This window comes from Pigmentiphaga sp. GD03639 (genome assembly GCF_029845405.1).
GTDB classification, from domain to species: Bacteria; Pseudomonadota; Gammaproteobacteria; order Burkholderiales; family Burkholderiaceae_B; genus Pigmentiphaga; species Pigmentiphaga daeguensis.
Genome location: NZ_JAOCLR010000003.1, coordinates 101,917 through 127,040, shown reverse-complemented (window position 1 = coordinate 127,040; position 25,124 = coordinate 101,917). Strand labels below are relative to the sequence as shown.

At 68.8% G+C, this 25,124-nt stretch carries 25 protein-coding genes; 9 read left to right on the top strand and 16 right to left on the bottom strand.

Annotated features, from left to right (window positions below; all coding sequences use genetic code 11):
• Positions 1 to 75: 75 nt before the first annotated feature.
• The 3 genes from N5K27_RS04385 to N5K27_RS04375 form a co-directional block, all read right to left on the bottom strand.
• Positions 76 to 564 carry an anti-virulence regulator CigR family protein gene (locus N5K27_RS04385; RefSeq protein WP_132978917.1) on the bottom strand — a complete coding sequence of 163 codons (489 nt, stop codon included), beginning with the start codon at positions 562 to 564 and terminating at the stop codon, positions 76 to 78.
• A 131-nt stretch (positions 565 to 695) separates the two neighbouring features.
• Entirely contained in the window at positions 696 to 1,502 is an 807-nt protein-coding gene (locus tag N5K27_RS04380; RefSeq protein ID WP_087840153.1) for an ABC transporter permease, read from the bottom strand.
• On the bottom strand, positions 1,499 to 2,113 hold the full coding sequence (locus N5K27_RS04375) for an ATP-binding cassette domain-containing protein (protein WP_279814901.1): 615 nt from the start codon (positions 2,111 to 2,113) through the stop codon (positions 1,499 to 1,501). Before N5K27_RS04375 ends, N5K27_RS04380 begins: the two co-directional genes overlap by 4 nt.
• Positions 2,114 to 2,272: 159 nt before the next feature.
• Between N5K27_RS04375 and N5K27_RS04370 the strand changes: the two genes are divergently transcribed.
• The gene (locus N5K27_RS04370; protein WP_087840151.1) at positions 2,273 to 3,238 is read left to right on the top strand and encodes a tripartite tricarboxylate transporter substrate binding protein; all 966 of its coding nucleotides are present in this window, start codon (positions 2,273 to 2,275) and stop codon (positions 3,236 to 3,238) included.
• 88 nt (positions 3,239 to 3,326) lie between these two features.
• Here N5K27_RS04370 and N5K27_RS04365 read toward each other — a convergent pair whose 3' ends face one another.
• The 6 genes from N5K27_RS04365 to N5K27_RS04340 are packed head-to-tail and all read right to left on the bottom strand — an operon-like array spanning position 3,327 to position 8,254.
• Positions 3,327 to 4,319, bottom strand: coding sequence for a tripartite tricarboxylate transporter substrate binding protein (locus tag N5K27_RS04365; protein ID WP_279814898.1), 993 nt, complete (start codon positions 4,317 to 4,319; stop codon positions 3,327 to 3,329).
• A gap of 38 nt (positions 4,320 to 4,357) precedes the next feature.
• Entirely contained in the window at positions 4,358 to 4,720 is a 363-nt protein-coding gene (locus N5K27_RS04360; protein ID WP_087840149.1) for a cupin domain-containing protein, read from the bottom strand.
• Positions 4,717 to 5,739, bottom strand: a complete 1,023-nt coding sequence (locus N5K27_RS04355; RefSeq protein WP_279814896.1) for a zinc-binding alcohol dehydrogenase family protein — start codon at positions 5,737 to 5,739, stop codon at positions 4,717 to 4,719. Before N5K27_RS04355 ends, N5K27_RS04360 begins: the two co-directional genes overlap by 4 nt.
• Before the next feature lie 17 nt (positions 5,740 to 5,756).
• On the bottom strand, positions 5,757 to 6,638 hold the full coding sequence (locus N5K27_RS04350) for a 3-keto-5-aminohexanoate cleavage protein (RefSeq protein WP_279814894.1): 882 nt from the start codon (positions 6,636 to 6,638) through the stop codon (positions 5,757 to 5,759).
• Positions 6,635 to 7,402, bottom strand: coding sequence for an SDR family oxidoreductase (locus N5K27_RS04345; RefSeq protein WP_087840147.1), 768 nt, complete (start codon positions 7,400 to 7,402; stop codon positions 6,635 to 6,637). The genes N5K27_RS04350 and N5K27_RS04345 overlap by 4 nt, the downstream gene beginning before the upstream one ends.
• 30 nt (positions 7,403 to 7,432) lie before the next feature.
• A complete protein-coding gene (locus N5K27_RS04340; RefSeq protein WP_243724345.1) occupies positions 7,433 to 8,254 on the bottom strand; it encodes a dioxygenase in 822 nt (273 codons plus the stop codon).
• A 127-nt stretch (positions 8,255 to 8,381) separates the two neighbouring features.
• Between N5K27_RS04340 and N5K27_RS04335 the strand changes: the two genes are divergently transcribed.
• The 3 genes from N5K27_RS04335 (at position 8,382) to N5K27_RS04325 (ending at position 11,748) form a co-directional block, all read left to right on the top strand.
• On the top strand, positions 8,382 to 9,428 hold the full coding sequence (locus tag N5K27_RS04335) for a LacI family DNA-binding transcriptional regulator (protein WP_243724344.1): 1,047 nt from the start codon (positions 8,382 to 8,384) through the stop codon (positions 9,426 to 9,428).
• 47 nt (positions 9,429 to 9,475) lie between these two features.
• Complete coding sequence (gene asd, locus N5K27_RS04330) at positions 9,476 to 10,336, top strand: archaetidylserine decarboxylase (RefSeq protein WP_279814891.1); 861 nt, start codon at positions 9,476 to 9,478, stop codon at positions 10,334 to 10,336.
• Between the two features lie 152 nt (positions 10,337 to 10,488).
• On the top strand, positions 10,489 to 11,748 hold the full coding sequence (locus N5K27_RS04325) for an alanine--glyoxylate aminotransferase family protein (RefSeq protein ID WP_132978849.1): 1,260 nt from the start codon (positions 10,489 to 10,491) through the stop codon (positions 11,746 to 11,748).
• A gap of 200 nt (positions 11,749 to 11,948) precedes the next feature.
• On the opposite strand, the gene N5K27_RS04320 is transcribed toward N5K27_RS04325, so the two are convergent.
• The 7 genes from N5K27_RS04320 to N5K27_RS04290 all read right to left on the bottom strand — a co-directional run bounded on the left by N5K27_RS04320 (position 11,949) and on the right by N5K27_RS04290 (position 18,362).
• A complete protein-coding gene (locus N5K27_RS04320) occupies positions 11,949 to 12,221 on the bottom strand; it encodes a PsiF family protein (protein ID WP_087840143.1) in 273 nt (90 codons plus the stop codon).
• 92 nt (positions 12,222 to 12,313) lie between these two features.
• Entirely contained in the window at positions 12,314 to 12,766 is a 453-nt protein-coding gene (locus N5K27_RS04315) for a DUF126 domain-containing protein (RefSeq protein WP_279814887.1), read from the bottom strand.
• Positions 12,763 to 14,046 (bottom strand): aconitase X catalytic domain-containing protein, encoded by a 1,284-nt coding sequence (locus N5K27_RS04310; RefSeq protein ID WP_279814885.1) that lies wholly within the window; start codon positions 14,044 to 14,046, stop codon positions 12,763 to 12,765. Before N5K27_RS04310 ends, N5K27_RS04315 begins: the two co-directional genes overlap by 4 nt.
• Positions 14,047 to 14,089: 43 nt before the next feature.
• Positions 14,090 to 14,953 (bottom strand): IclR family transcriptional regulator, encoded by an 864-nt coding sequence (locus N5K27_RS04305; protein WP_087840140.1) that lies wholly within the window; start codon positions 14,951 to 14,953, stop codon positions 14,090 to 14,092.
• Positions 14,954 to 15,029: 76 nt separating this feature from the next.
• Positions 15,030 to 16,001: a tripartite tricarboxylate transporter substrate binding protein gene (locus N5K27_RS04300; protein WP_279814882.1), complete on the bottom strand. Its 972-nt coding sequence runs from the start codon at positions 15,999 to 16,001 to the stop codon at positions 15,030 to 15,032.
• A gap of 49 nt (positions 16,002 to 16,050) precedes the next feature.
• Positions 16,051 to 17,319: an FAD-dependent oxidoreductase gene (locus N5K27_RS04295; RefSeq protein ID WP_279814880.1), complete on the bottom strand. Its 1,269-nt coding sequence runs from the start codon at positions 17,317 to 17,319 to the stop codon at positions 16,051 to 16,053.
• 29 nt (positions 17,320 to 17,348) lie between these two features.
• A complete protein-coding gene (locus tag N5K27_RS04290) occupies positions 17,349 to 18,362 on the bottom strand; it encodes a tripartite tricarboxylate transporter substrate binding protein (RefSeq protein WP_279814878.1) in 1,014 nt (337 codons plus the stop codon).
• 200 nt (positions 18,363 to 18,562) lie between these two features.
• Between N5K27_RS04290 and ilvD the strand changes: the two genes are divergently transcribed.
• From ilvD to N5K27_RS04265, 5 genes are all read left to right on the top strand, one after another.
• Positions 18,563 to 20,287: a dihydroxy-acid dehydratase gene (gene ilvD / locus N5K27_RS04285; RefSeq protein WP_279814876.1), complete on the top strand. Its 1,725-nt coding sequence runs from the start codon at positions 18,563 to 18,565 to the stop codon at positions 20,285 to 20,287.
• Between the two features lie 221 nt (positions 20,288 to 20,508).
• A complete protein-coding gene (locus N5K27_RS04280; RefSeq protein ID WP_087840135.1) occupies positions 20,509 to 21,270 on the top strand; it encodes a crotonase/enoyl-CoA hydratase family protein in 762 nt (253 codons plus the stop codon).
• A complete protein-coding gene (locus N5K27_RS04275; protein ID WP_087840134.1) occupies positions 21,267 to 23,138 on the top strand; it encodes a feruloyl-CoA synthase in 1,872 nt (623 codons plus the stop codon). Before N5K27_RS04280 ends, N5K27_RS04275 begins: the two co-directional genes overlap by 4 nt.
• Positions 23,135 to 23,896 carry an SDR family NAD(P)-dependent oxidoreductase gene (locus N5K27_RS04270; protein ID WP_087840133.1) on the top strand — a complete coding sequence of 254 codons (762 nt, stop codon included), beginning with the start codon at positions 23,135 to 23,137 and terminating at the stop codon, positions 23,894 to 23,896. Before N5K27_RS04275 ends, N5K27_RS04270 begins: the two co-directional genes overlap by 4 nt.
• Before the next feature lie 85 nt (positions 23,897 to 23,981).
• Positions 23,982 to 25,118, top strand: coding sequence for an ABC transporter substrate-binding protein (locus tag N5K27_RS04265; RefSeq protein WP_087840132.1), 1,137 nt, complete (start codon positions 23,982 to 23,984; stop codon positions 25,116 to 25,118).
• Positions 25,119 to 25,124: the final 6 nt, after the last annotated feature.

Here is a 25,124-nt window from a genome sequence, read left to right as displayed (position 1 = left end):
AAAAAGGCAGTGATCAGGCTTCGCACCTTGTTCTCCTTGGAAATGCGTGCTTGGAATGGATGCTTCGCAGTCCGGTCAACGGAATACGTCGGCGAGCACGTCGGCTACGACCAGGGTGGCCAGCGACACCAGGATCAGGTCCGTGCCCGCCACACGCCACTCGTAGCCGGGATAGACCGGCAACCTCGACAGCATGCCGGACGGCACGGCCTTCTTGGCGATGCCCGGTGGCAGCGGCTTGCCCCGGGCCAGGTTCTTGCGTATGCCCGGGGGCAAGGGGCCATAGCCCACCGCCTGGTAGTCGGAGGCATAGTTCCTGGCCAGCGATACCGTGATGCCCGCGCGGACCAGGTCGTCGCCGCCATCGGCGCGCTTGCCCGACACCTTGTCGCCCTGCCCTTGCCCGTGGCCCTTGCTTCCCTGCCCCTTGCCGCCCCCGTGTCCGCCTCCGGCGTGGGCATTGCCATTGCCTTTGCCGCCGGGCGGATCGGCCCATGCGGGCGTCATGCCCAGCGAACCTGCCAGCAGCAGGACAAGGAAAATTTCGCGTCGCGGTTTGAGCATCATTTTCAATCGGCTCCTCGAGCACAGGTGTGCAACGAGCCAAGCATAGCGCAAGGCCGCGGCAGGCGGCCCCGACAAGGTATCCAGTTGCAGCGGCCGGTTGCAACGGCATCGGCCGCGCGGCCGCAGCGTCAGCCGCCGTGCCGCGAGACCAGCCGCTCCAGCCTCAGGCGGTCGCGTGCGTCGGTCAGCCGCCACACCGCCAGGTAGACCGAACCGGCCGACGCCGCGAAGCCGCCGCCGGCCAGCAGGAACATCAGCAGGATCTGGTACTTGGCCGATTCGATGGGGTCCATGCCGGCCAGGATCTGGCCGGTCATGATGCCGGGCATGGTGATGACGCCCGCCGCCGCCATCTGGTTCATCACCGGCAGCACCCCCGCCCGCACCGCGCCCCGGATGATGTTCCGGAACGCGGTGTAGCGGTCGGCGCCCAGGGCCAGCCGGGCCTCGATGGCCGCGCGTTCGCGCGAGACCGAGGTGAACACGCCGTTCAAGGCCAGGCTGGCGCTGTTCATGGCCGTGCCCAGGACGATGCCGGCCAGCGGGATTGCGTGGCGCGGGTCGTACCAGGGGTCGGGACGCAGCGCCGTCGCCAGCGCCAGCAGCGCGATGCCCAGCGTGGCGACGCCCACCGGCACGCCGCCCACCCCATAGCGCCATGCTCCCTGGAAGCGCCGTTCCTGCCTGGAGCCGACTTCGTGGCAGGCCGCGGCGATCATCAGCGCAACGACCGCGCCGGTCACCCAGGGCGAGGTCAACGCGAACACCTGCCGCAGGAACAGGCCCACCAGGACCAGTTGCACGACCATGCGTGCCGCCGCCACCAGCAGCGGACGCTGGATCCCCAGCGCCAGCCGCAGCGACAGCGCGGCGCTGGCCAGCACCAGCACGGCCGCCATGGCCAGTTCCATCGGCGTCAGTGAAATGGGGCTCATGGCGTTTCGTCCTCCAATCCGCCGGGGGTCATGCGCAACCGCCGGGTGGCGATGCGCACGGCCTGGGACGCGTCATGCGTGACCACCAGCAGCCCGGTGCCCTGCTCGCGCAGCCGCGCCAACAGGGCCTCGACCTGGGCGGTGGCTTCGGGATCCAGGGCCGAGGTCGGTTCGTCCAGCAACAGGAAACGCGGGTGCTGCGAGATGGCTCGCACCAGCGCGAGCCGCTGGCGCTGTCCGGTCGACAGCGTGGCCACGGGCGCCTCGAACAGTGCATCGGCCAGCCCCAGCCCGGGCAGCAGCGCCCGCGCCCGCTCCGGATACGCCATGTGATCGGCCACGATGTCCGCCCACCATCCGGCGTCGGCGGCGACATAAGTAACCTGGCGCCTGAAGGCCGGGGCCGGCATGCGGTCGCGGTCCACGCCGTCCAGCTCGACGCGGCCCCGGGCCGGTTCAAGGTCGGCGATCATGCGCAACAGCAGGCTCTTGCCCACGCCGGACGGGCCGGACAAGGCCACGCACTCCCCGCCTTCGATACCCAGGTCGAAAGGGCCGGCGAGACGGCCGTGCAGGCCATCCACGATCAGGGAGGAACAGGTGTCGGTCAAGGTCGTATTCGCCAGGGGGCGGATGCTCGGACGGAGCGACAGTCTAGCGCGAAGCCCGCGTGGCACGGGGCTTTCCGGCTCATGCACGTATAATGGATAGTTGCTCGCGGCAACGATAAGACCACAAAGCCCATTTACCATTTCAAGGTTGTTTCATCTATGTATCGCGCACTCGCCGCCGCCCTCGTGCTGGGCACCCTGGCCGTCGCTCCCGCTCATGCCGGACCCTACCCCGACCGCCCCGTCCGCATCATCAATCCGTTCCCTCCCGGCACGAACACCGACACGGTCGCGCGCCTGCTCGCCCAGAAGCTGCAACAGAACTGGGGCCAGGCCACCATCGTCGAGAACAAGACCGGCGCGGGCGGCGCGATCGGCGCGAACTTCGTCGCCAAATCGCCGGCCGACGGCTACACCCTGCTGCTGACGTCCTCGTCCACGCACCTGGTCGCCCCCGTGCTGCGCAAGGACGTGCCCTACGACGCGAACAAGGACTTCACGCCCATCATGACGGTGACCGTGTCGCCGCACGTGGTGGTCGCCACCCGTTCGCTGCCGGTCAAGGACTTCAAGGACTTCGTGGCCTACGTGAAGTCGCACCCGGGCACCACCTTCGCGTCCTCGGGCAACGGCACCGGCTACCACCTGGCGGGTGAACTGTTCGCCCACGGCGTCGGCGCCAACATGCTGCACATCCCCTATCGCGGCGCGGCTCCGGCCATGAACGACCTGATGGGCGGACAGGTCCAGTCCATGTTCGACTCCCCGGGCAGCGTCGCGCCCAACGCCAAGAGCGGCCGCGTCCACGCGCTGGCCGTCATGGGACCCAAGCGCTGGCCGACCCTGCCGGACGTCCCCACCACGGTGGAGCTGGGCTATCCCCAGCTGCAGTTCTCCACCTGGCTGGGCCTGTACGCGCCGGCGAACACCCCGCCCGACGTGATCGCCAAGATCACCAACATCCTGACCACCGAACTGTCCAAGCCCGGCATGAGCGAACAGTTCGACCAGATGGGCTCGCAGTTGAACATGATCGTCGGCAAGGACTTCGCCAAGTTCATGCTGGACGGCCAGGCTTCGCTGAAGAAATTGGCCGAAGAGGCCAAGCTGCCGATGCTGGACTGATCGCGTCCCCCCGAAACGGGAACGGCCTCGCTTTCGAAAGAAGCGAGGCCGTTTTTCCTTGGGGACGACCGGCGGGAGCGACGCTCGCCTACTCGATCTTGATGCCTGCGGCTTTCACCAGCTGCGACGCGGACTTCGTCTCGTCGGCCAGGTACTTCTCGAAGGCCTTCTGGTCCATGGGCATGGGGGCGGCGCCCAGGTTGGCGAAGCGGGTCTTGATGTCGGGCATCTCCAGCACCTTCAGCACGCCGGCGTGGATCTTGTCGACCACGGGCTGGGGCGTCTTGGCCGGCGCGAACAGGCCCACCCAGAACGTGTAGGCCGCGGCCGGCAGGCCCGAGTCGGTCATGGAGGGCACGTCGGGCAGCGCGGCCGAACGCGCGGCGGTACCGACGGCCAGCGCCTGCAGCTTGCCGTCCTTGATCATGGGCAGGGCCGATACCAGGGGCGCGAAGAACCAGGTCGTACGGCCGGCGATGGTCTCGGTGATGGCCTCGGGCGTCCCGCGGAACGGCACGTGCACGGCATCGATGCCGGCGGCCACCCGGAACTGTTCCGCGTTCATGTGCGTGGCCGAGCCGTTGCCGGCGGAGGCATAGAACAGCTTGCCGGGATCGGCCTTGGCCTTGGCGACCAGGTCGCCCAGGTTCTTGTACCCTGCCGAGGGCGAGACCACCAGCACGTTGGGCAGGCTGGCCAGCGGCGTGATGCCCTCGAAGTCCTTGAGCGTGTCGTACGGCAGGTTCGGGTAAATGGACGGATTGACGAGGTGGCCCGAACTGTGGATCAGCAGCGTGTAGCCATCGGCGGGCGCCTTGGCCACCTGCGCGGCGCCCAGCGTGCCGCCCGCGCCCGGCTTGTTCTCGACCACGATCTGTGCGCCCAGGATGGGGCCCAGCTTGTCGGCGATCGAACGCGCCACCACGTCGGTGCCGCTGCCGGCGGTGAACGGGACGATGAAGCGGATGGGGCCGCCTTGCGGCCAGTTGCCCTGGGCCTGAACGCTCGCGCCCGCGGCCAGCATAGTCGCGGCCGCGAGGACGCGCAGCGAGGTCCGGCGAGCGTGGGAATGTCGTTGCATGGTGTGTCTCCTCTGGTTTATCGAATGGAACGGCGGCCCTAGCCCGGGACGGGTGGGCTGAATGGCATGGCCAGCAGCACCGATGCCGTCCGGCCGCTGCGGTTGATCAACTGGCGTTTCTCGCCGGGCGCCAGGCGGCATGAGTCCAGGCGCGCCAGCGTGGCTTCCTGCCGCACCCCGTCCAGCTCGCTCACGACGGTCAGCTCGCCTTCCAGGACCACGTAGTGCTTCTCCATGGGAGAGCCATCCAGCGAGGTGTGGCCGCCGGGTTCCAGCGTCGAGACGCCCAGCCACAGTTGTTCGGCCGGGCCGGCTTCCCTGCCCTGCAGGCGCACGCAGCGCATGTCGAAGTGGTTGGGAGCCTCGTAGACGGGAGCCTCGGGATAGCGTGTGACGTTCATGCCTGGCCTTCCCACGGCCGCAGCACGATGCGCTGGTCCGATCCGCCGATTACCGTGCGGTAGGCATCGAGCGCGTCGGTCAGTGCATAGACGGCATCGGCGCCGACGGGGAACGGCCGCAGCGTGCCGGCCTCGAACCCCGGCCGCAGCGCCCGCAGGTGCGCGGCCGCCTCGGTGCAGTCCATGGCCAGCGAATCCACGCCCACGTAGGTGTGCATGGCGCGGTAGAACGTGAAGATGTCGAACGGCACCGGGCGCTCGACCGTGGAGATGAAGATCTGCGTGGCGCGCTTGGCCATGGCCTGGTTGGCGGCCTGGAAGTACGGGCTGCCCACGGTGTTGTAGACCAGGTCCACGCCGCGGCCGTCGGTGAGCTCGCGCAGCCGCGCGGCCACGTCTTCCCGGCTGGCGTCCACGACCTCGACCGGCGCGCAGGCGAAGCCGGCGTAGGGTCCCGGCCGGCGCTGGACCGCGATGACGCGGGCTCCCGCCTGCGCCGCGAGCTGGACGGCGGCCTGCCCCACCTTGCCGTTGGCCCCCATGACGGCGACCACCTGGCCCGGCAGCGGCATGCCGCTGCGTTGGAAACCTTCGTAGGCCGTCACGAACGGCACGCCTATCGAGCCGGCGGCATCGAAGTCCAGGCCCGCGGGCATTTCCTCCAGCGCGGCCAGCGGCAGCGTGAGCCAGGCGGCATGGGAGCCGTCCCGCGTGATGCCCAGGTCGCCGCCCGAGCCCCAGACGCGGCGGCCTATCCATTCGGTGGGGCCGGCCACCACCGTGCCGGCGAAGTCGCGCCCGGGCGTGCGCGGCCAGACGGCCTGCGGCATCAGGCCCAGCGCCGCCTTCACGTCGCTGGGATTGACGGCCGCACTGGCCACCTTGACGACGGCGTGGCCCGGATCCGGCCGGGGCATGGCCAGGGTTTCGATGGCCGGGGCCAGGTGGGCGGCGGACTCGGCCTTGGCCTGTACGCGCACGGCCGGCCCGTGTTGGGTTTCTTGCATGACGGTGGACATGATCGGTAGCGGTTCCTTCAATTCCTGATGGGCAGGCCCAGCATGTCGCGCGCCTCGCCGGCGCTCGCCACGCTTCCTCCCAGGTCCTGCACGATGCGCGCGGCACGCTCCACCAGCGCCGCGTTGCTGGGCGCCAGGACGCCCCGGGACAGGTAGATGTTGTCTTCCAGGCCTACGCGGACGTGGCCGCCCGACACGAAAGCGGCCGCCAGCATGGGGAACTCGTGGCGGCCCACCCCGAAGGCGGACCAGAAGGCGCCCGCCGGCAGCAGGCCGCGCGCATACAGCAGCGTCTCGGGCGTGGCCTCGAATCCGTACTTGACGCCGGTGACGAAGGTCCACATGCCCGGCCCGTCCAGCGTGCCGTCGGCGATCAGGTCGCGCGCGAGGTGGATGTCGCCGCTGTCGAAGATCTCCAGTTCCGGCTTGACGCCCGCCTCGCGGATGACGCCGGCCATGATGCGCACGTTGCGCGGGGTGTTGATGACCACCTCCGCGCCCGAGTTCATGGTGTTCAGGTCCAGCGAGCAGACGTCGGGCCGCAGCCGCGCGATGTGCTCGACCCTTTTCTCCGGGGGCAGCAGCGTGGTGCCGGGGCCGGCCACGCGGGGCTCGGCCTCGCTCGGCACGTAGCGGCCGCCCGGGCCGGTGGTCAGGTTGATGATGACTTCGCGGTTCTCGGCCCGGATGCGGCGGATGACCTCGTCGTACAGCGCGACGTCCATCGACGGGCGGCCGGTTTGGGGATCGCGCACGTGGATGTGGACCTGCGCCGCGCCGGCGCGGGCCGCCTCGAGCGCCGAATTGGCGATCTGCTCGGGCGTGATGGGCAGGTGCGGCGTCTGCTCCGGCTTGGTCAGGTTGCCGGTGATCGCGCAGGTGATGACGGTCGGGTTCACAGGTGGCGTCCTCCATCGACCACGATGCGGGTGCCGGTGGCAAAACGCAGCGAGGTGGCGCAGGCTTCCACGGCGGCGGCGATGTCGTCGGTGGTGCCGATGCGGCCCAGCGGCGTGGTGGCGGCAGTCTTGGCGTTGAAGTCGGCGCCCCGGCCCGGCACGAAGGTGGAGTCGACCACGCCCGGGCTGACCGACAGCACGCGCACCTGCGGCGCGAGCACGCGGGCCAGGGCCTCGCCCACCACGTCCACGCTGGCCTTGGCCGCAACGTAGGCCAGGTTGCTGCCGACGCCCGTGAAGGCCGCGATCGAGGACAGCGTCACGATCAGGCCATCGCCGCTTTCCTTGAGCAGCGGCGCGAAGGCGCGGATGGTCGAGAAGACGCCCCGGAAGTTGACCTTCAGGATGTCGTCGATCAGTTCGTCGGTCAGGCCCTCCAGGTCGGCCGCGGGCACGGGCTTGGTGTAGCCGGCGCTATTGACCAGGATGTGGCAGGTGCCGAAGTCGGCGCGGACGCGCTCGGCCGCCGCCTTCAGGGCCGGGCTGTCGGTAATGGAGGCCCGGACCTCGGCGTGTCCTTCCCCGGGCAGTTCGCCCACCCGGGAAGCGGCGGCGGGATCGCCGTTATGCAGCAGCACGCAACGCGCCCCGCGGGCCGCCAGGCGCCGCGCGCTGGCATGGCCGATTGCGCCGGTGCCGCCGGCTATCACGGCCACCTTGCCGTCCAGGCGGTCCTGCGGCGCGAATGTGGATGCTTGTGTCATTGGGAGTTCCTTTGGTGATGCGTGGGAAGTTCAGGGAATCGGGGGATGCGGGAAGACCATCTCGCCTTCCAGCAGCGTGAAGCAATGATCGAAGACCGCGACGTCGCCGCCCGGGCGCGATTCCACCCGGTACTGGCCGACCAGCCGGCGCGTCACGCCGAAAGTGGGATCGCTGTGCAGGAACTCCGAGTCGTCGGCGTAGACCTGGGTGATCAGGACCTTGTAGCCGGGCTTGGAGAACATGAAATGCAGGTGTGCCGGCCGGAACTCGTGGCGCGCCTGGGCGCGCAGCAGTACGCCGCCCGGCCCGTCCACCGGCACGGGATAGCCCGCCGGCCGCACCGAACGGAAGCGGAAGCGTCCGTTCTCGTCGGTCGTGAAGCGGCCGCGCAGGTTCATGTCGGGCTGGGTCTCGTCCTGGTTCTCGTACAGCCCGCTGGGCGATGCATGCCAGATGTCCACCGTGACGCCGGCCAGTGGCCGGCCCTCGCGGTCCTGGACCAGCCCGCTGCCCTCGAGCGGGATGCCGGGCGTGCCCGGCGCCGCCAGCGAGGCCCCCGGTTCCAGGCTGGGCGAGTTGGCGCGCCAGAACGGACCGAGCAGCGCGGCGTCCGACTCGCCATGATGGTCGGCGTTGTTCAGCAGCGCCACCAGCGACGACACGCCCAGCAGGTCGGCCACCAGCACCGCCTCGTTCTTGGTGTCGCAGGTGGCCTGCCCGATGGCATTGAGATAGCCCAGCGCATATTCGAACTCGGCCTCGGTCAGCCGCGTTTCCAGTACGAAGGCGTGCAGATGCCGGACCAGGCTGCATAGCAGTTCCTTGACGCGCGGATCGGCGGTATTTGCCATCGATTGCAAAACAATGGGGGTAAGAGACTCTGGCGTGCTGGGCAACATTTGGCATAACCTCATGCTATCGATAGCATTCAGTTTAGCCGGATCGTTCCACTTGTCAACAAGGAGATTTCCCGCCCCCATGCGCCGGCACTTCGCTATCATCTCGCCCATGCCCAAGCGTTCCTCCGCCGCCACCCTTGCCGACATCGCCCTGCACGCCCAGGTGCACAAGACCACCGCTTCGCGCGCGCTGGACCCCGAACGACGCCACATGGTCAGCCCCGAAGTGGTCGGCCGCGTCGAGGCCGCCGCCCGCGCCCTGAACTACCGCGTCAACCGCGCGGCGTCGGCGCTGCGCACCGGGCGGTCGGGCACGGTGGGCGTGCTGTTGCCCGACATCACCAATCCCGTGTTCCCGCCCATCCTGCGCGGCATCGAACAGGCGCTGGCGGCCGAGGGCTTCTTCGTGCTGGTGGCCGATACCGGCAACGAACAGGCGCCGGACGAGGCCGCCGACCGCATGCTGGCCCAGCGCGTCGAAGGGCTCATCATCGCGACCTCCAGCCTGCACGACCCGCTGGTCGAGCGCCTGGTGCGCGACCAGGTCAAGGTCGTGCTGGTCAACCGCCGCGACGAAGACGGCAGCCTGCCCGCCGTCGTCAGCGACGACATGCTGGGCATGAAACTGGCCGTCGATCACCTGGTGTCCATCGGCCATCGCCGCATCGCCCACCTGTCCGGGCCGCTGGCGCTGTCCACCGGTTCGCTGCGGCAGGCCGGCTTCATCCAGGCCATGGCCGCGCACGGGCTGGAGCCGGCCGGCTTCGCCCAGTGCGACGCCTATTCCTGCGATGCCGGCGAGGAAGGCACGCGCGCGCTGCTGGGCACCGGGGCCGAGTTCACGGCCATCGTCGCGGCCAACGACCTGATCGCGCTGGGGGCGATCCAGGCATTGCAGCAGCGCGGACGCACGGTGCCGCAGGACGTCTCGGTCGTGGGACATAACGACATGCCCTTGATGGACAGGGTGTCGCCTCCCCTGACCACGGTACGCATCCTGCACTACGAGATGGGGTTCCGGGCGGCCCGCTTGTTGCTCGACAGCCTGCGCGGCGTGCCGGGCACGACGTCCACGGTCGTCCTGCGGCCCGAGCTGGTCGTGCGCGGCTCCTCCGCACCGCTGTAATATCCAGGCGCAAACCCGAAACTGCCTCGCCCGCGCGAGGCCCCGACATGTCCATCAAAGACCAGCTTTTCATCTACGGCCAATATCTCGCGCCCCAGGCGCTCGTCTCCAGCCTGTTCGGACGCCTTGCGCACTGCCGCGTCGCCGGCCTGAAGAATCCCGCCATCGCCCGTTTCATCCGCCAGTACGGCGTGGACATGAGCGAGGCCCTGGAGCCCGACCCCACCGCCTACGAACACTTCAACGCCTTCTTCACCCGCGCGCTCAAGCCCGGCGCGCGTCCGCTGGATCCCGCCCCGGACGCCGTGCTGTGTCCCGCCGACGGCGCCATCAGCCAGCTGGGCCCCATCCGCGCCGGCCGCATCTTCCAGGCCAAGGGGCACGACTTCAGCGCCGACGAACTGCTGGGCGGCGATGCGCGGCGCGCCGATCCCTACCGGGACGGCGGCTTCGCCACCATCTATCTGTCCCCCCGCGACTATCACCGGGTGCACATGCCGGTGGCCGGCACCTTACGCGAAACGGTCTACATCCCCGGACGCCTGTTCTCGGTCAATCCGCTCACCGCCCGGACCGTGCCGCGCCTGTTCGCGCGCAACGAACGCCTGGCATGCCTGTTCGATACCGAACTCGGCCCCATGGCGGTGGTGCTGGTGGGCGCCATGATCGTGGGCGCCATGGAAACCGTCTGGGGCGGCCAGGTCGACCCGCACGGCTCGCGCATCGTGACCACGCGCTACGACGACGGCGCCGTGCGGCTGGACAAAGGCGCCGAAATGGGCCGCTTCAAGCTCGGCTCGACCGTGGTCCTGCTGTTCGGTGCCGGCCGGGTGAATTGGAACGATGCGCTGGGGCCGCTGGTCGGCGTGCGCATGGGCCAGGCGCTCGGACGCGCAGTGAATCTATAATCGAGATCGTCGAGCATGCTCGACCCCCACGGCGCCCGTCCCCCCTGGCGCCGCGGATCCGGCCCCGCCGGTCCGCCAGCGCCGCCCCTAACGGGCATGCGGCCGACAGACCGCCCGGCTCCGGGCTTTCCACTCACAGCCGCGTATCCAACATGCCAACCCGCCCGCTTCGCGCCGCCGAAGAAACCGCTGACACCGCTTCCTCGACCGACCATCCCCCGCTTGTCTACTCGCAGCCGCCCCGTGTGCGCCTGCTGAGCGAGATCCTGCCCGACGATCCCCTGCTGATGATGGGCGCTGGCCCCGTTCCCATTCCCGACGTGGTGGCCCATGCGAACTCGGTGGTCATCAACCACCTGGGCGCGACCATGTCGACCATCATCTCCCAGGTCAAGCAGATGGCGGGCTATGTGTTCCAGACGAAGTCGGAATGGGTGCTGGGCGTGGCCGGCCCGGGTTCGGCTGCGATGGAGATGGCGATCTGCAACCTGGTGTCGCCCCGCAGCAAGGTGCTGTGCGTGGTCAACGGTTTCTTCAGCGCCCGCATGGCCGAGATGAGCCGGCGCCTGGACGCCGACGTCGTCACGCTGGAAATCGACGGCCACCAGGCCGCGTCGGCCCAGTCGGTGGAGCAGGCGATCGAGCAGCACCGCCCCGACGTCCTGACCATCGTCCAGGGCGAGACCTCCAACACGGTCTTCAACCGCGAACTGCCCGCCATCGCCAAGGCCGCCAAGAAGCGCGGCTGCCTGGTCGTGGTCGATGCCGTCTGCACGCTCAGCACCATGCCGCTGCAGATGGACGACTGGCAGATCGACGCCGTCATCACCGGTGGCCAGAAGGGCCTGTCGTCGATTCCCGGCGTCTCGCTGATCGCGTTCTCCAACGATGCGTGGGAACACATCAGCCGGCGCAAGACGCCCAATACCCACTGGGTGCTGGACGCCAGGCTGGCCGAGAACTTCTGGCACAAGGGGTCGTACCACTACACCGCCCCGGTGTCCGGGGTGCTGGCGCTGCACGAGGCGCTGCGCCTGGTCTGCGCCGAGACCCTGCCGGTGCGTTTCGCGCGCCATTCGCGTTCGTCCTTCGCCTTGCAGAACGGCATCGAGGCCATGGGCCTGCGCCTGTTCGCGCCACCGGCCTCGCGCCTGAACTCGGTGGTCGGCATCACGGTGCCCGACGGCCTGACCAACACCGGGATCTGCGCGCACATCTCCGAACGCTACCGGGTGGAAATCTCGGGCTCGTTCGGCCTGCCCATCGTGCGCATCGGCCAGATGGGCGAACAGTGCCGGGCCCACAACCTGTTCCGCACGCTGCACGCGCTGGGCTCGACCATGCGCGACCTGGGCGCCAAGGTCGACATGCCCGCCAGCATGGCCACGCTGGAATACAGCCTGCAGGTGTAGCCCCCCCCTACGCGCTTCGCGCGCCCCCCAGGGGGCGATGCGGGTGGACCGGCGGAGCCGGATCCACCGCATCCTGGGTCTAGTGGGGTTGTCTCGGTGCGAAGCACCGCGTTCTTGCTTTGATCCAGGGCGCCGCGGATCCGGCTTTGCCGGTCCGCCAGTGCCGCCCCCTGGGGGGCGCCCGAAGGGCGTAGGGGGGATTAACTACTCAAGCACTGCTTCATGAAGGCCTTGCGGTCGTCGCCTTTCTTGCCGGTGGCTTCCTTGTTGCAGGCGGTCATTTTTTCCTGCTGGGTCATCTTCTTGGCGGACAGGCACTCTTTCATGAAAGCCTTGCGGTCGTCGCCCTTGCGGTCGCCGGCGTCCTTGTTACAGGTGGTCATCTTGTTCTGCTGGGTGTTTTCGGCGGCCAGGGCGGGGCCGGTCAGGGCCATGAACAGGGCGGTCAGGGACACTGCTAGCGTTTTTTTCATCGTGAACTCCGAACCTTGGTTTGCGGGGACTCCGGTCGCCCACGGCTGACTGCCGGGCGGCAGCCCATTATCGTGCTCGACCGGGGAAATGCCTAGCCCCTGGCCCGCTTGGCCACTTCGACCCGGCCCAGGTCCCCGTCCACCCGGACCCAGTCTCCCGTCTCGATCACCGACAAGGGGTCGATGTCGAAGCCGGTGACCGACGGCGCGTGCGTGACCACGGCCCCGAGCGCGATCTTGGTCGTCATCTCGTTGAACAGCATGGCCGCGGGCGCCATGCCGGAGATGCGGGCGATGTGGAACTGGCCGGACCAGCCCGAGGACCCCTTCGCGCCGGGAAACACCAGCACCTTGCCGGCGAAGCTCACCCCGCGCAGCTCGTGGCGGGTCTCGATGACGGTGCCGGTACGGGGATCGATGCCGCCCCACCCCGAGATCCGGTCGCGCGTGACCAGCGCCTCGCCCTCGGCCCGTCCGCCCACGATGCCCCGGCCTTGCAGCACGATGACCCGGGAAACGGCCGTGGAACTGTCCTGCGCGCTCATCGCAAACCTCCTTTCCAGCGGCCGGTCACCGCGGCCTCGATGCAGTCGGCGGTGCTGCCGAACCATGCCTGTATGCCCATGATGGCCGGCAGGTAGTGGACCTGCTTGGCCGAATCAACGGCCGCCACCTTGGTTCCCTGGGGAATGACGCGCCCCAGCGCCGAACAGGTGTCCGACATCAGGTAGCCGCCCGCCTCCTCGATGATGCGGGTGTAGCCGTTCTGGTCGGCGATCTGCTTGGTGGCACGGGGCGTGAAGATCCAGAGCTGCGTATTCTCATGCACGCGCTTGCCCTGCAGCAGCCGGCACACTTCCCAGATCTGCTCGATGCTGTAGTGCGGGCAGCCCAGCATGACGAAATCGACGTCGGGGTCGCGCGCCGTGGCGTTGAGGTTCTCGTAGGTCTCGCGCAGCTCCCTGGGCCCGAAGCGGAACACTTCGCGCGGGCGGTTGCCACCGAAGGCGGCCTCGACCGTCGGCGCCTCGGGGGTGAAGCCGGGAATGTGGTACATCTCCACGCCGCCCGACGACGCCGCGGCCGCGCCGAAGTGCTTGAGCTTGAGGGTGCTGGGCGCCAGTCCCGCGCCGGTGATGACCGGGACCTTGTCCTGCACCTTGTCTCCCACGTAGTAGCCCAGCATGCCCCAGTCCGACATCGACTCGATGGGCATGTCCAGCTCCACCAGGTGGGTGCCGCGCCGTTCTGACTCGATGTGGTAGCCCCAATAGGGAATGCGGCCCGTCAGCATGGCCGCGCCCGTGCTCTCGCGCCCTTCGGCGTTCGACCGCGCGCCCAGCACGGCGTTGATGTAGATGACGGCCGAAGACTCCATCCATGCGCAGTGCTCGCCCCGGGCCGGCAGGTTGCCGACCTGGTAGGGCGTGCAGGTGTTCAGGAGCTGCACGCCCAGGCCCGCGCTGTAGGCATCGCCCTTGCGGAAGATGCGCACGACCTCTTCGCCCACCCCCTGCTGGGCGGCGTGCTCGGGATCGATGCCCTGTTGCAGGTGGCTGCTGTAGACCTCGACGGGCGGAATGGCCACGACCTCGGCGCTGTCCAGGTTGAACTCGGAGAACACCGCGTCCAGGCCGCCCCGCTCGTCGGCGAACTTGCGCATGAACGGCGTGGTGGCGCCGATGGTACCCGCCACGTTGCGCGTCTCGACCAGGCGCTCGGCCCCCAGCGCGTTGCCGTAGCGCAGCAGCAGGTCCATGGCCTTCTGTTTGGCCGGGCCATGCGCGCCGTCGAGCATGGCTTTCTCGTGATCCGTCAGTCGCATTGCCGCCCTCCTTCCTGGCAGCCGGCCCGCGACGCCGCGCGGGTCAGGAAACCTTGAGCAATTTGTCCGGCAGCGGCACCTTGCCGCCCGTATCGCGCGCGATCGCCTGCGCGGTCTCGATCAGGCGCGGCGCCACCTCGTTGCGCAGGCGCTTCTCGGTGAACGAGAAAGCCGGCCCGCCGCAGTTCAGCGCCATGATCTCGCCGCCCGGCACGACCAGCGGCACCGATACCGAATTGATGTCGCGGTGGAACTCGCCCAGCGACAGGCAATAGCCGTGCATGCGCGCATCCCGCTGCGAGCGCTCGAGCCCCTTCTCCAGCCGCGCCCACTCCGCCTCGCCGCATTCCTTGCGTATGCTTTGCAGCAGGCGATCCTTCTCGTACTGGTCGGTCATTGCGCTCAGGTAGGCGCGCCCCAGTGCCGAACTGGCCACCGAGAAGCGCGACCCCACCCGCAGCCGCGCCAGGAGCAGCGCCGATTGCGGTGAGGCCGTCTCGATCAGCACGATGTGCAGCTCGTCCCGTATCGCCAGATAGACCGAGCCTTCGGTTTCGTTGGCCAGCGCGAGCATGTGCGGGCGCGCGATCGAGCGCGTATCGACCCCGCCCAGGAACGCCTGGGCCAGCGACACCACGCCCGCCGCCAGCGAGAAGCGCTCGGTCTCGGGTTCCTGTTTCATCAGGCCCAGGGAAACCAGCGTGGTGGCCAGCCGCGTGACCGTGGGCTTGGGGATCCCGGTCATCGCGGCCAGTTCGGCATTGCTCAATACGCGCAGGTCCTCGCGAAAGCAGCGCAGCACCGCGATCCCCCGCTCCAGGGCGGACACGGTGCCACTCGGTTCGGCCGCGGCGGACGCCCGCCGGGTCTTGGCGGCGGATGGGGCTCGGGGGGCGTTTCGTGGCATGGCGGGACTCCGGATGCGGCGGAAAAAAAGGATCGCCCATTTTATAGAGAAGCCGGCAGGTTTCCATGGAAGCGCCTCAGTCGGCGGTGGCGCCCGAGGCCTTCACCACCGGGGCCCACTTCTCGATCTCGGCCTTGACCAGGGCGTCGAACTCCTCGGGCGTGCTGGGCGCCGAGGTCAGGCCCACTTCGGCCAGGCGAGCCTTGAAATCCGCGCTGCGCAGGATGGTGCCCACGTCGGCGCTGATCTTGTTGATCACCTCGCGCGGCGTTGCCGCCGGCGCCACCAGGCCGAAGATGCTCTGCACGTTGAAGCCCGGAATGGTCTCGGCCACCGTGGGGATGTCGGGCGCGCTGGGATCGCGCGTCTTGCCGGTGACGGCGATGGGCTTGAGCTTGCCCGCCTTGATGTAGGGCATGGACGAGAACAGCGGATCGATCAGCAGCGGCACGCGGCCGGCCATCACCTCCGTGTAGGCGGGGCCGCTGCCCTTGTACGGAATGTGCAGCATGTCCACCCCGGTCATGCTCTTGAGCAGTTCGCCGGTCAGGTGCATGGAGCTGCCGCTGCCCGGCGAGGCGTAGCTCATCTTGCCCGGATCCTTCCTGGCCATCGCGATCACGCCGGCCAGGTCGTTGGCCGGCAGCGACGGCGTCGCGGTGATGACGATCTGCGAGGTCACCAGCATCGAGACGCCCGCCAGGTCCTTGACCGTGTCGAACGGCATGGTCTTGCGCAACGTCGGGTTGATGACGTGCGAGGTCACGACGATGCCCAGCGTGTAGCCGTCGGGCGCGGACTTGGCGACGTGATCCGTGCCGACCACCGTGTTGGCGCCCGGCTTGTACATCACCACCACCGGCTGGCCCCAGGTCTTCTGCAGGCGCTCGGACAGGAGGCGGCTCAGGATGTCGATGGCGCCGCCCGGGGCATTGGGCACGATCAGCGTGACCGGCCTGGACGGATAGGCGGGGCCGGCGGCCGCGACGGCATGGGTGGCGGTCGCGGCGCAGGCCGCGCCCAGCAGGGACGCGAACAGGATTTTCATGGAGTCTCCTTGAGGAATGGCGCGGGAACCTCGGCGTTCCCGCTTATGTTCAGATGTTGTTGCGGATGCGTTCCTGCAGGGCGGACACGTCCACGTCCCGCACCTTGCCGCCCAGGGTCAGGTCCAGGGCGTGGGCAGCCGCCGCTCCCATGGCGATGCACGGCCCCATGACGCGCACGCTGGACAGCGCCGCCGCGTCGGCGTCGATGCAGCGCCCGGCGGCCACGAGATTGTCGCTGCCGGCCGGGATCAGGCTGCGCAGCGGCACCGTGTGGACGTGGTCCTCGCCGAAGGGCTCCCACACGTAGCCCTCGGGCTGGTCGTGCAGTTCCACCGGCCACGAAGTCCGCGCGACGGCATCCGGGAAACGCGTGGCCGCGCGCACCTCCTCCGTCGTCAACTGATGCAGGCCGGCGATCCAGCGTGTCTGCCGGATGCCCGGCAAGGCATAGGCGCGGATGCGGGCGGCGCCGAAGGCTTGCGGATACTCCGCCTTCAGGAATTCGATGACGCGGTCCACCTGCTCGCGGCCGGCCAGGGCCGTGGCCGAGGCGGCCAGCGGATCGAGCGGTGTCTCCATGTGGGTCATGTTCATCGCCGCCACGCCTCGCCCGGGGAATCGGAAGAAGAGCCCGTCGTCGCGCGAGATGCCGTACTGCGCGGCCTTTTCCTTGATGCGCGCCGTGAAGGCCTCGCGCGTGGGCAGGTGGGCTTCGTCCAGGTGCTCGAGCACGAACATCTGGGTGCCGAAGATCGGCACGTCGGGCTCGCGGCAATCCAGGCCCGCCAGCCACGCCAGCGCCGCGTCGCCGCTGGCGTCCACATAGCCGCGCGCGTCCACGTGCACGTCGCCGTAGCGCGTGGCCAGCTCCAGCCGCTGCAGCCGGCCGCCCTCGCGCCGAGCCTCGCGCAACACCGCGCCCAGCACCACCGTGATGCCGGCGTCGCGGATCTTCTGTTCGATCCAGCGGCCCAGCGCCACCTCGTCGTAGTACACCACCGTCGTCAGCGGACCGACGTTATGGTGCAGCGCGCCGGCCTTGCCCAGGTCCTCCAGGATGCCGTCGGCGATGCCGTGGGTGAGCTGGATGCGGTTCGGGCCGTTCGAGAACAGCCCGCAGAACGTGCCGATGATGGAGCCCACCGCCTGGCCGCCCAGCATGGGCAGGCTGTCGACAAGCACGACCCGGCGGCCCAGCGCGGCCGCCTCGAGCGCGGCCGAGACCCCCGAGATGCCGGCGCCGACCACGCACAGGTCGGCATCGACATGCCAGGGCCGGTTCTCCGTTCGCCGGACGGTTCGTACTTGATTTGCCATGCGGATTCTCCTTGATGCGGCAATGATGTTCAGGTCTTCAGGCCCAGGCGTGCGACCATGGCCTTCTCGCGCTCGTAGGAAGCGCGCATCTCCTCGGTGAAGCCGGCCGTGTCCCGGTAACCGGGAATGAGGTCGAACTTGTCGAGGATGTCCTTGTGCGCGGGCTGGTCGATGGCCCGCTTGTAGGCGTCGTGCAGCACGCGCACGACCGCCGGGTCCATGTTCTTCGGACCGGCCAGGCCGATCGGCGAGGTGTAGACGATGGGCACGCCCAGCTCCGTGGCCGTCGGCACGTTGGGAAACTTCTCCAGCCGCGATTCGCTGAAGGTCACCAGCAGCCGCATCTTGCCGGCCTGTACCTGGGGCGACCAACTGGCCGAATCGGACATCGCGTCCACGTGTCCGCCCAGCGCCGCCTGGATGACGTCGGCGCTGCCCTTCATCGGAATGACGTTGAATTTCACGCCCTTCAGCCGCGCGACCTCCTCCATCAGCAGATGGCCGCCGTTGGCGAAACCCACCGTGCCGTAGCTGATCTCTCCTGGCCGCGCGCGGGCGGCGGCGATCAGGTCGTCGAAGCTGCGCAGCGGGGAATCGGCGCGCACCGCGATGCCGAACGGACTCGTGACCATGCAGATGATCCAGGTCAGGTCGCGCAGCGCGTCGTAGCGCACCTTCTGCAGGTGCGGCATGCGAACCTGGATCTGCAGGGCCTGCGTCAGCAGATAGCCGTCGCCGCGGTCCTGGCGCGCCATGGCGTCGGCGCCCAGCAGCAGGTTCGCGCCGGGGCGGTTCTCGATGATGATCGGCTGGTTGTTCAGGAACGGCGCCGCGAGCTTGTCCACGAAGCGCTGGTAGACATCCAGCAGCCCGCCCGCGCTGGCCGGCACGATGATGGTGATGGGCCGGCTGGGAAAGCCCTGGCCGGCCGTGGCCAGGCGCGGCAGGGCCGCCGCGGGCATGCTGGCGGCAAGGCCGCGCAGCAATTGCCGGCGGCCGGACGACATGCGGGGACCGGCCGGGCTTCGCGGGTACGTGCTCATCTTGTCTCCTGTTCCGGCATCCATGCCGTGTCGAATTCGGTCCAGTGCGGATCCGCGGCAGATTCTCCGACAGTCGCCCGCCATGCGTCAATATTTTTCGAAATGACGTTTCATTTTAATTTTAACCACGGATCGGCGTTGCTCGAAAGACATGCCGGATGATAAATTGAAATAACGTTTCAAATTTTCATGGAGACCTCATGTCATCGTCCGACCCAGGCAAGACGGCGCCGCGCCGTGCGCTGCGCAGCAACTTCGAACCCGGCACCTCGCGCTGGGCGGTCAGGCGGGCGCAATGGCGCGCGCTCGGCCTGACCGACGCCGACATGGAGAAACCCAAGATCGCCGTGGTCAACACCTCGTCGGAACTGTCGAGCTGCTTCAGCCACCTGGACGGCGTCGCCGCCGCCATCAAGCAAGCCATACGCGAGGCCGGCGGCCTGCCCTTCGAGGTGCGCACCGCCGCTCCCAGCGACTTCATCACCAGCGCCGGCGCCCGCGGCGGCTATATCCTTCCCAGCCGCGACCTCATCGCCAACGACATCGAAGTGGCGGTGGAAGGCGCGCTGCTGGACGGCATGATCTGCCTGGCCTCGTGCGACAAGACCACGCCCGGCCAGCTCATGGCGGCCGCCCGGCTGGACCTCCCGACGCTGGTCGTGGTGTGCGGCTACCAGCGCAGCGGCCACCACAAGCAGCAACATGTCGACATCGAGGAAGTTTTCCTGGCCGCGGGCCACGTCGCGGCCGGCCGCATGGATCCGGCCGAGCTGGCGGCGATGAGCGAACAGGCGGTGCGTGGCCCGGGAGTCTGTGCCGGCATAGGTACCGCCAATTCCATGCACATGGTGTGCGAGGCATTGGGCATGGCCCTGCCCGGCAGCGCGCCGGTGGCCGCCAACAGCCCGCGCATGATGGCCACCGTCGCGCAGGCCGGCGCCCGCATCGTCCAGATGGTCTGGGAGGACCTGCGACCGCGCGCCATCCTCACCGCCGAGGCCTTTGCCAACGCCGCCCGCCTGGTGCTTGCGCTGGGCGGCTCCATCAATACCATCAAGCATCTGCAGGCCATCGCCAACGAAGCGCAGGCCGGCGTGGATGTCTACGGGCTGTTCGAGCGGCTGGCGGATACCACGCCCCTGATCGCCGCCATCCGCCCCAACGGCGACCACTCCATCGAGGACCTGGAGCGCGCGGGCGGGACGCTGGCCGTGTTCAAGCGCCTGGCCGGCCTCTATCACCCCGAGGCGCTGACCGTGTCCGGGCGGCCGCTGGGCGACGCCGTGGACCAGGCCCAGGTGCGCGACGAAGCCATCCTGCGCCCGGCCGACCAGCCGCTGTCCACCCGCCCCTCCATCGTCATCCTGCGCGGTTCGCTCGCGCCCGACGGCGGCATCGTCAAGCTGGGCCTGGCCACCGGCAAGGCCATGCGCTTCGAGGGAACGGCCCGGGTATTCGAGTCCCAGGAAGATGCCATCGCGGCCCTGCAACGGGGCGAGATCGAGCGCGGCACCGTGGTCGTGATGCGCGGCCTGGGCGTGCGCGGCGGACCGGGCATGGGCATGGCCTCGCGCTTCGTGTTCGTCCTGGACGGTGCGGGCCTGGGCGAACACGTCGCGGTCGTCACGGACGGCCAGTTGTCCGGCCTGGTCAACAAGGGGCTGGTCGTGGGCGAGGTGTCGCCCGAGGCGGCCGCCGGCGGTCCGCTGGGCCTGGTCCAGGATGGCGACCCCATCGCCATCGATATCGATGCGCGCACCGTGGACCTGAAGGTGGCGGAACAGGTACTGGCCCGCCGGCGCGAAGCCTTCGCCCCGCCCGCCCCGGGGCGGGTGCGCGGCTGGCTGTCGGTGTACGAGCAGGTCGTGCGCCCCTTGCCCGAGGGCGCGGTCATCGCCCATACCGGAACCGCCGGCCCGCGCTGAGCCCTCGTGGCGTCCGGCCCGACAGACAATTATTCTTCTTAATCATATTGTCATGTACGGGCCGGACTCCACCGTTCCTCCATCTTCTCTCCCAACCTCTGTACGGCTTGAATCCACCTAGGGTAAGCCCCAGCGTTTCGTACGCAAAATTAGTTCATACTAATAACTAATACAGAGAGAAATCCGTGGCACTCGCCGCGGATACCAGTGGAGAAGACAGCTTGTTGTCCGTCGATACCAGCGGGCCGATCGGACGCATTGCGCTCGCTCGCCCCGGCAAGCGCAATGCGCTGAACGATGACCTGATCGCCCAGTTGCACATTGCCTTCATCAACATGCCCGAGCACGTGCGGGTGGTCATCCTCACGGGCGAAGGCGACCATTTCTGTTCCGGACTGGACCTGTCGGAGCTGCGCCAGCGCAGCGTGGCCGACGGCATCGTCCATTCCCGGGGCTGGCATGCCGCGTTCGAGCAGGTCCAGTTCGGCAAGGTCCCCGTCGTGGCGGTACTGCACGGCGCCGTGGTCGGCGGCGGCCTGGAGCTGGCCAGCGCCTGCCACATCCGCATCGCCGAACAGACGGCGTTCTACGGGCTGCCCGAGGGCCAGCGCGGCCTGTTCGTGGGTGGCGGCGGGTCGGCCCGCATCTCCCGCCTGATCGGTGTCGCCCGCATGAGCGACATGATGCTGACGGGCCGCGTCTACGACGCGCAGGAAGGCCTGGCGGCGGGCCTGTCGCAATACCTGGTTCCCGAGGGCGAGGGGCTGCGCAAGGCCGAGGAGCTTGCCGCCCGCATCGCCGCCAATGCCCCGCTCAGCAACTACGCCGTGCTGCAAGCCCTGCCCCGCATCGCCGACCAGTCGCAAAGCGACGGCCTGTTCACCGAATCGCTCATGGCCGCCATCGCGCAGGGCGACATCGATGCCAAGGCCAGGCTGGAGGCTTTCCTGCAAGGGCGGGCCGCCAAGGTGGGCAAGCCATGACGACCTCGCACATCCCGTACCGCCAGGCGTCGCGGGGAGGCTCCCTGTCGGCGCACATAGAACGCGGGGAAGACGGCACGTTGCGCCTGCGTTCGACCGAGCCGCTGCGCCCCTACCCCGGACGCCTGACGGACTGCCTGCTGCACTGGGCGGCCATGTATCCGGACCGCCTGTTCGCCGCCAAGCGCCAGGATGGCGGCCCGTGGGTCGAGATGCGCTACGGCGACGCATTGCACAAGGCGCGCGCCATCGCCCAGGCGCTGATCGACCGCGGCCTGTCGGTCGACCGGCCCATCGTCGTGCTGTCGGACAACGACCTGGAGCACCTGCAGATCGCACTGGGCGCCATGCTGGCGGGCGTGCCCTACGCGCCCATCTCGGCCGCCTATTCGCTGGTGTCGCAGGATTTCGCCAAGCTGGAACACACGCTGCAGGTGCTCACGCCGGGCCTGGTGTTCGTCTCGGATGCCACCGCGTATGCGCGGGCGATCGCCGCCAAGGTACCCGCCGATGTCGAAGTGGTGGCGGTGCGCGGCGAGATCCCGGGCCGCCGGCTCACGCCCTTCGGCGACCTGCTGGCCACGCAGGCCACGGAGGCGGTCGACGCCGCCCATGCGCGCGTGACGCCCGACACCATCGTCAAGTTCCTGTTCACCTCGGGCTCGACCCAGCTGCCCAAGGCCGTCATCAACACCCAGCGCATGCTGTGCGCCAACCAGCAGATGCTGGTCCAATGCCTGCGCTTCCTGGCCGAGGAACCGCCCGTGCTGGTCGACTGGCTGCCGTGGAACCACACCTTCGGCGGCAACCACAACATCGGCATCGCCCTCTACAACGGGGGCACGCTGTACATCGACGAAGGCAAGCCCACGCCCCAGGGCATGGCCGAAACCCTGCGCAACCTGCGCGAGATCTCGCCCACGATCTATTTCAACGTGCCCAAGGGGTTCGAGGAAATCGTCTCCGCCATCGAACGCGACGAAACCCTGGGACGCACCTTCCTGGCCCGGGTCAAGGCCTTCTTCTTCTCCGGAGCCGGCCTGTCGCCCCAGGTCTGGGAACGCCTGGATCTGGCGGCGCAGCGCCTGTGCGGCGAACGCATCCGCATGCTGACCGGCCTGGGCATGACCGAGACCGCGCCGTTCGCATTGTGCGCCAATTCCGACCTGGTCTTCTCGGGCGTCATCGGCCTGCCCGCTCCGGGCCTGGAGGTCAAGCTCGTACCCGTGCAAGGCAAGCTCGAAGTCCGCTACCGCGGCCCGACGGTCACGCCCGGCTACTGGCGCGCCCCGCAGCAGACGGCCGAATCCTTCGACGAGGAAGGCTACTTCCGTTCGGGCGACGCGGCCCGCCCCATCGATCCCGAGCGGCTGGAACTGGGCCTGGCCTTCGATGGCCGCATCTCGGAAGACTTCAAGCTCTCCACCGGCACCTTCGTGTCGACCGGACCGCTGCGGGCACGCATCATCGCCGCCGGCGAGCCCTATGTGCAGGACGTGGTCATCGCCGGCCTCAACCGCAACGACGTCGGCATCCTGATCTTCCCGCGCATGGCCGAGTGCCGCCAGCTCGCGGGCCTCGCGGCCGACGCGCCGGCGGCGCAAGTGCTGGCCGTGCCCGCGGTGCGCGAGATGTTCCAGGAACTGGTGGACCGGCTATGGGCCTCGGGCACCGGCAGCGCGACCCGCGTGGCGCGCGCGCTGGTCCTGGACACGCCGCCGTCCATAGACCTGGGCGAGGCCACCGACAAAGGTTCCATCAACCAGCGCAACGTGCTCAAGCATCGCGCCGATGCGGTCGAGCTGATGTATGCCGGCACCGATCCGCGCGTCATTCTTCCCCACACGCCTTCCGGGAGCGCATCATGAAGATCGAAGGACTGGCCGCACTGGTGACCGGCGGCGCCTCCGGGCTCGGCGCGCAGACCGCGCGCCTGCTGGCGGCACGCGGCGCGCGGGTGGCGGTACTGGACCGCAACGCCGCGCAGGCCCAGGCCGTCGCCGCCGACATGGGAGGACTCGCGCTGCCCTGCGACGTCACCGACGCCGACAGCGTGCAGCAGGCGCTGGACGCGGCGCGCCAGCGGCACGGTCCCGCGCGCGTCCTGGTCAACTGCGCCGGCGTCGGCGGCGCGCACCGGATCACGGGCAGGCAGGGCCCGATGCCGCTGGCCGATTTCAGCCGCATCGTACAGATCAACCTGGTCGGCACCTTCAACGTCATGCGCCTGGCCGCGGCCGAGATGACCGCGCTCGACCCCCTGGACGACGGCGAACGCGGCGTCATGGTCAATACGACGTCGATCGCCGCCTACGACGGCCAGATGGGCCAGACCGCCTACGCCGCCTCGAAGGGCGGCATCGCCGCGCTGACCCTGCCGGCGGCGCGCGACCTGGCCCAGTTCGGCGTGCGCGTCATGGCGATCGCCCCGGGCCTGTTCCGGACGCCGCTGCTGGACGAACTTCCGCCGGAAGTCCAGACCAGCCTGGGCGGCTCGGTCCCCTTCCCCAGGCGGCTGGGCCAGCCCGCGGAGTTCGCCGCCCTGGTGGCGCACATCGTCGAGAACGCCTACCTGAACGGCGAGGTGATCCGCCTGGACGGCGCGCTGCGCATGCCGCCGCGTTGACGTCCGGGTACCTGTAGTCGAACCGGCGCAAGGGCGTCCCAGACACGCCCACCGCCCCATGAAAAAGCCCCAGAGGAGACACACCATGACCTTACGCAAGCTGATCGTCCCCACCCTCGTCGCATTGCTGTTCCAATCCGCCGCGCAGGCCGAGATCACCATAGGCGTCAGCCTGCCGCTGACCGGCCCCGCCTCGGGCCTGGGCATTCCCTGCAACAACGGCCTGGCGTTGTGGCCCAAGTCCATAGGCGGCGAAACCCTGCGTGTCATCGTGCTCGACGATGCCTCCGATCCCACGGTGGGCGTCAAGAACGCGCGCCGCTTCGTGTCCGAGGACAAGGTGGACCTGATCGTCGGCTCGGCGGCGACCCCGGTCGCGCTGGCGATGTCTGACGTCGCGGCCCAGGCGAAAACGGTGCAACTGGCGGCCTCGCCCATCGTGACCGCGCCGGGCAAGGACGAATGGTCGTTCCGGCTCGCCCAGTCCAACGCGGTCATGGCCATCCCGGTCGTCGCCCACATGAAGAAACACGGCGTCAAGACGGTCGGCTTCCTGGGCTACTCCGACACCTACGGCGAAAGCTGGCTGAACGATTTCACCAAGGAAGCCAAGGCGGCGGGCATCACGGTGATCGGCGCCGAGCGCTTCGCGCGCACCGATACCAGCGTGACGGCGCAGGCGCTGAAACTGACGGCCGCCAATCCCGACGCCATCCTGATCGCGGCCTCGGGCAGCGGTGCCGCCATGCCGCACAAGGCGGTGGTCGATCGCGGCTATCGCGGCAAGATCTACCAGACCCACTCGGCCGCCTCGCGCGACCTGATGCGAGTGGGCGGCAAGGACGTCGAAGGCGCGTTCGTCGTGTCGGGTCCGGCCACGGTGGCCGACCAGTTGCCCGACAGCAATCCGTCCAAGAAATTCGGCGTGGACTACATCGCCCGCTATGAAAAGATCTATGGCGCCGGCTCGCGCAACCAGTTCGCCGCGCACATGTACGATGCCGCCATCCTGCTCGAGAAGGCGGTGCCCGTCGCGCTGAAGAAGGCCCGGCCGGGCACGCCGGAATTCCGCGCCGCGCTCAAGGAGGCGCTCGAGAGCGGCGGCGTGACGCCCGTCTCGCAGGGCATCATCGACTACACCCCGCAGGACCATTGGGGCTTCACCAAGGAAACCGGGCTGATCATGAAGGTCGTCAACGGCGACTGGAAGGTCGAGCAATAAGCCGCC

Excerpts from the sequence above, each read along its gene's own strand:
- N5K27_RS04315 (WP_279814887.1), bottom strand. The coding sequence starts at position 12,766 with ATGAGCGCGCAGGACAGTTCCACGGCCGTTTCCCGGGTCATCGTGCTG.
- asd (WP_279814891.1), top strand. The coding sequence starts at position 9,476 with ATGTCCATCAAAGACCAGCTTTTCATCTACGGCCAATATCTCGCGCCC.
- N5K27_RS04305 (WP_087840140.1), bottom strand. The coding sequence starts at position 14,953 with ATGCCACGAAACGCCCCCCGAGCCCCATCCGCCGCCAAGACCCGGCGG.
- N5K27_RS04355 (WP_279814896.1), bottom strand. The coding sequence starts at position 5,739 with ATGTCCACCGTCATGCAAGAAACCCAACACGGGCCGGCCGTGCGCGTA.
- N5K27_RS04300 (WP_279814882.1), bottom strand. The coding sequence starts at position 16,001 with ATGAAAATCCTGTTCGCGTCCCTGCTGGGCGCGGCCTGCGCCGCGACC.
- N5K27_RS04360 (WP_087840149.1), bottom strand. The coding sequence starts at position 4,720 with ATGAACGTCACACGCTATCCCGAGGCTCCCGTCTACGAGGCTCCCAAC.
- N5K27_RS04385 (WP_132978917.1), bottom strand. The coding sequence starts at position 564 with ATGCTCAAACCGCGACGCGAAATTTTCCTTGTCCTGCTGCTGGCAGGT.
- N5K27_RS04290 (WP_279814878.1), bottom strand. The coding sequence starts at position 18,362 with ATGAGCACGTACCCGCGAAGCCCGGCCGGTCCCCGCATGTCGTCCGGC.
- N5K27_RS04365 (WP_279814898.1), bottom strand. The coding sequence starts at position 4,319 with ATGCAACGACATTCCCACGCTCGCCGGACCTCGCTGCGCGTCCTCGCG.
- N5K27_RS04380 (WP_087840153.1), bottom strand. The coding sequence starts at position 1,502 with ATGAGCCCCATTTCACTGACGCCGATGGAACTGGCCATGGCGGCCGTG.
- N5K27_RS04370 (WP_087840151.1), top strand. The coding sequence starts at position 2,273 with ATGTATCGCGCACTCGCCGCCGCCCTCGTGCTGGGCACCCTGGCCGTC.
- ilvD (WP_279814876.1), top strand. The coding sequence starts at position 18,563 with ATGTCATCGTCCGACCCAGGCAAGACGGCGCCGCGCCGTGCGCTGCGC.
- N5K27_RS04295 (WP_279814880.1), bottom strand. The coding sequence starts at position 17,319 with ATGGCAAATCAAGTACGAACCGTCCGGCGAACGGAGAACCGGCCCTGG.
- N5K27_RS04325 (WP_132978849.1), top strand. The coding sequence starts at position 10,489 with ATGCCAACCCGCCCGCTTCGCGCCGCCGAAGAAACCGCTGACACCGCT.
- N5K27_RS04335 (WP_243724344.1), top strand. The coding sequence starts at position 8,382 with ATGCGCCGGCACTTCGCTATCATCTCGCCCATGCCCAAGCGTTCCTCC.
- N5K27_RS04320 (WP_087840143.1), bottom strand. The coding sequence starts at position 12,221 with ATGAAAAAAACGCTAGCAGTGTCCCTGACCGCCCTGTTCATGGCCCTG.
- N5K27_RS04340 (WP_243724345.1), bottom strand. The coding sequence starts at position 8,254 with ATGGCAAATACCGCCGATCCGCGCGTCAAGGAACTGCTATGCAGCCTG.
- N5K27_RS04270 (WP_087840133.1), top strand. The coding sequence starts at position 23,135 with ATGAAGATCGAAGGACTGGCCGCACTGGTGACCGGCGGCGCCTCCGGG.
- N5K27_RS04275 (WP_087840134.1), top strand. The coding sequence starts at position 21,267 with ATGACGACCTCGCACATCCCGTACCGCCAGGCGTCGCGGGGAGGCTCC.
- N5K27_RS04310 (WP_279814885.1), bottom strand. The coding sequence starts at position 14,046 with ATGCGACTGACGGATCACGAGAAAGCCATGCTCGACGGCGCGCATGGC.
- N5K27_RS04345 (WP_087840147.1), bottom strand. The coding sequence starts at position 7,402 with ATGACACAAGCATCCACATTCGCGCCGCAGGACCGCCTGGACGGCAAG.
- N5K27_RS04265 (WP_087840132.1), top strand. The coding sequence starts at position 23,982 with ATGACCTTACGCAAGCTGATCGTCCCCACCCTCGTCGCATTGCTGTTC.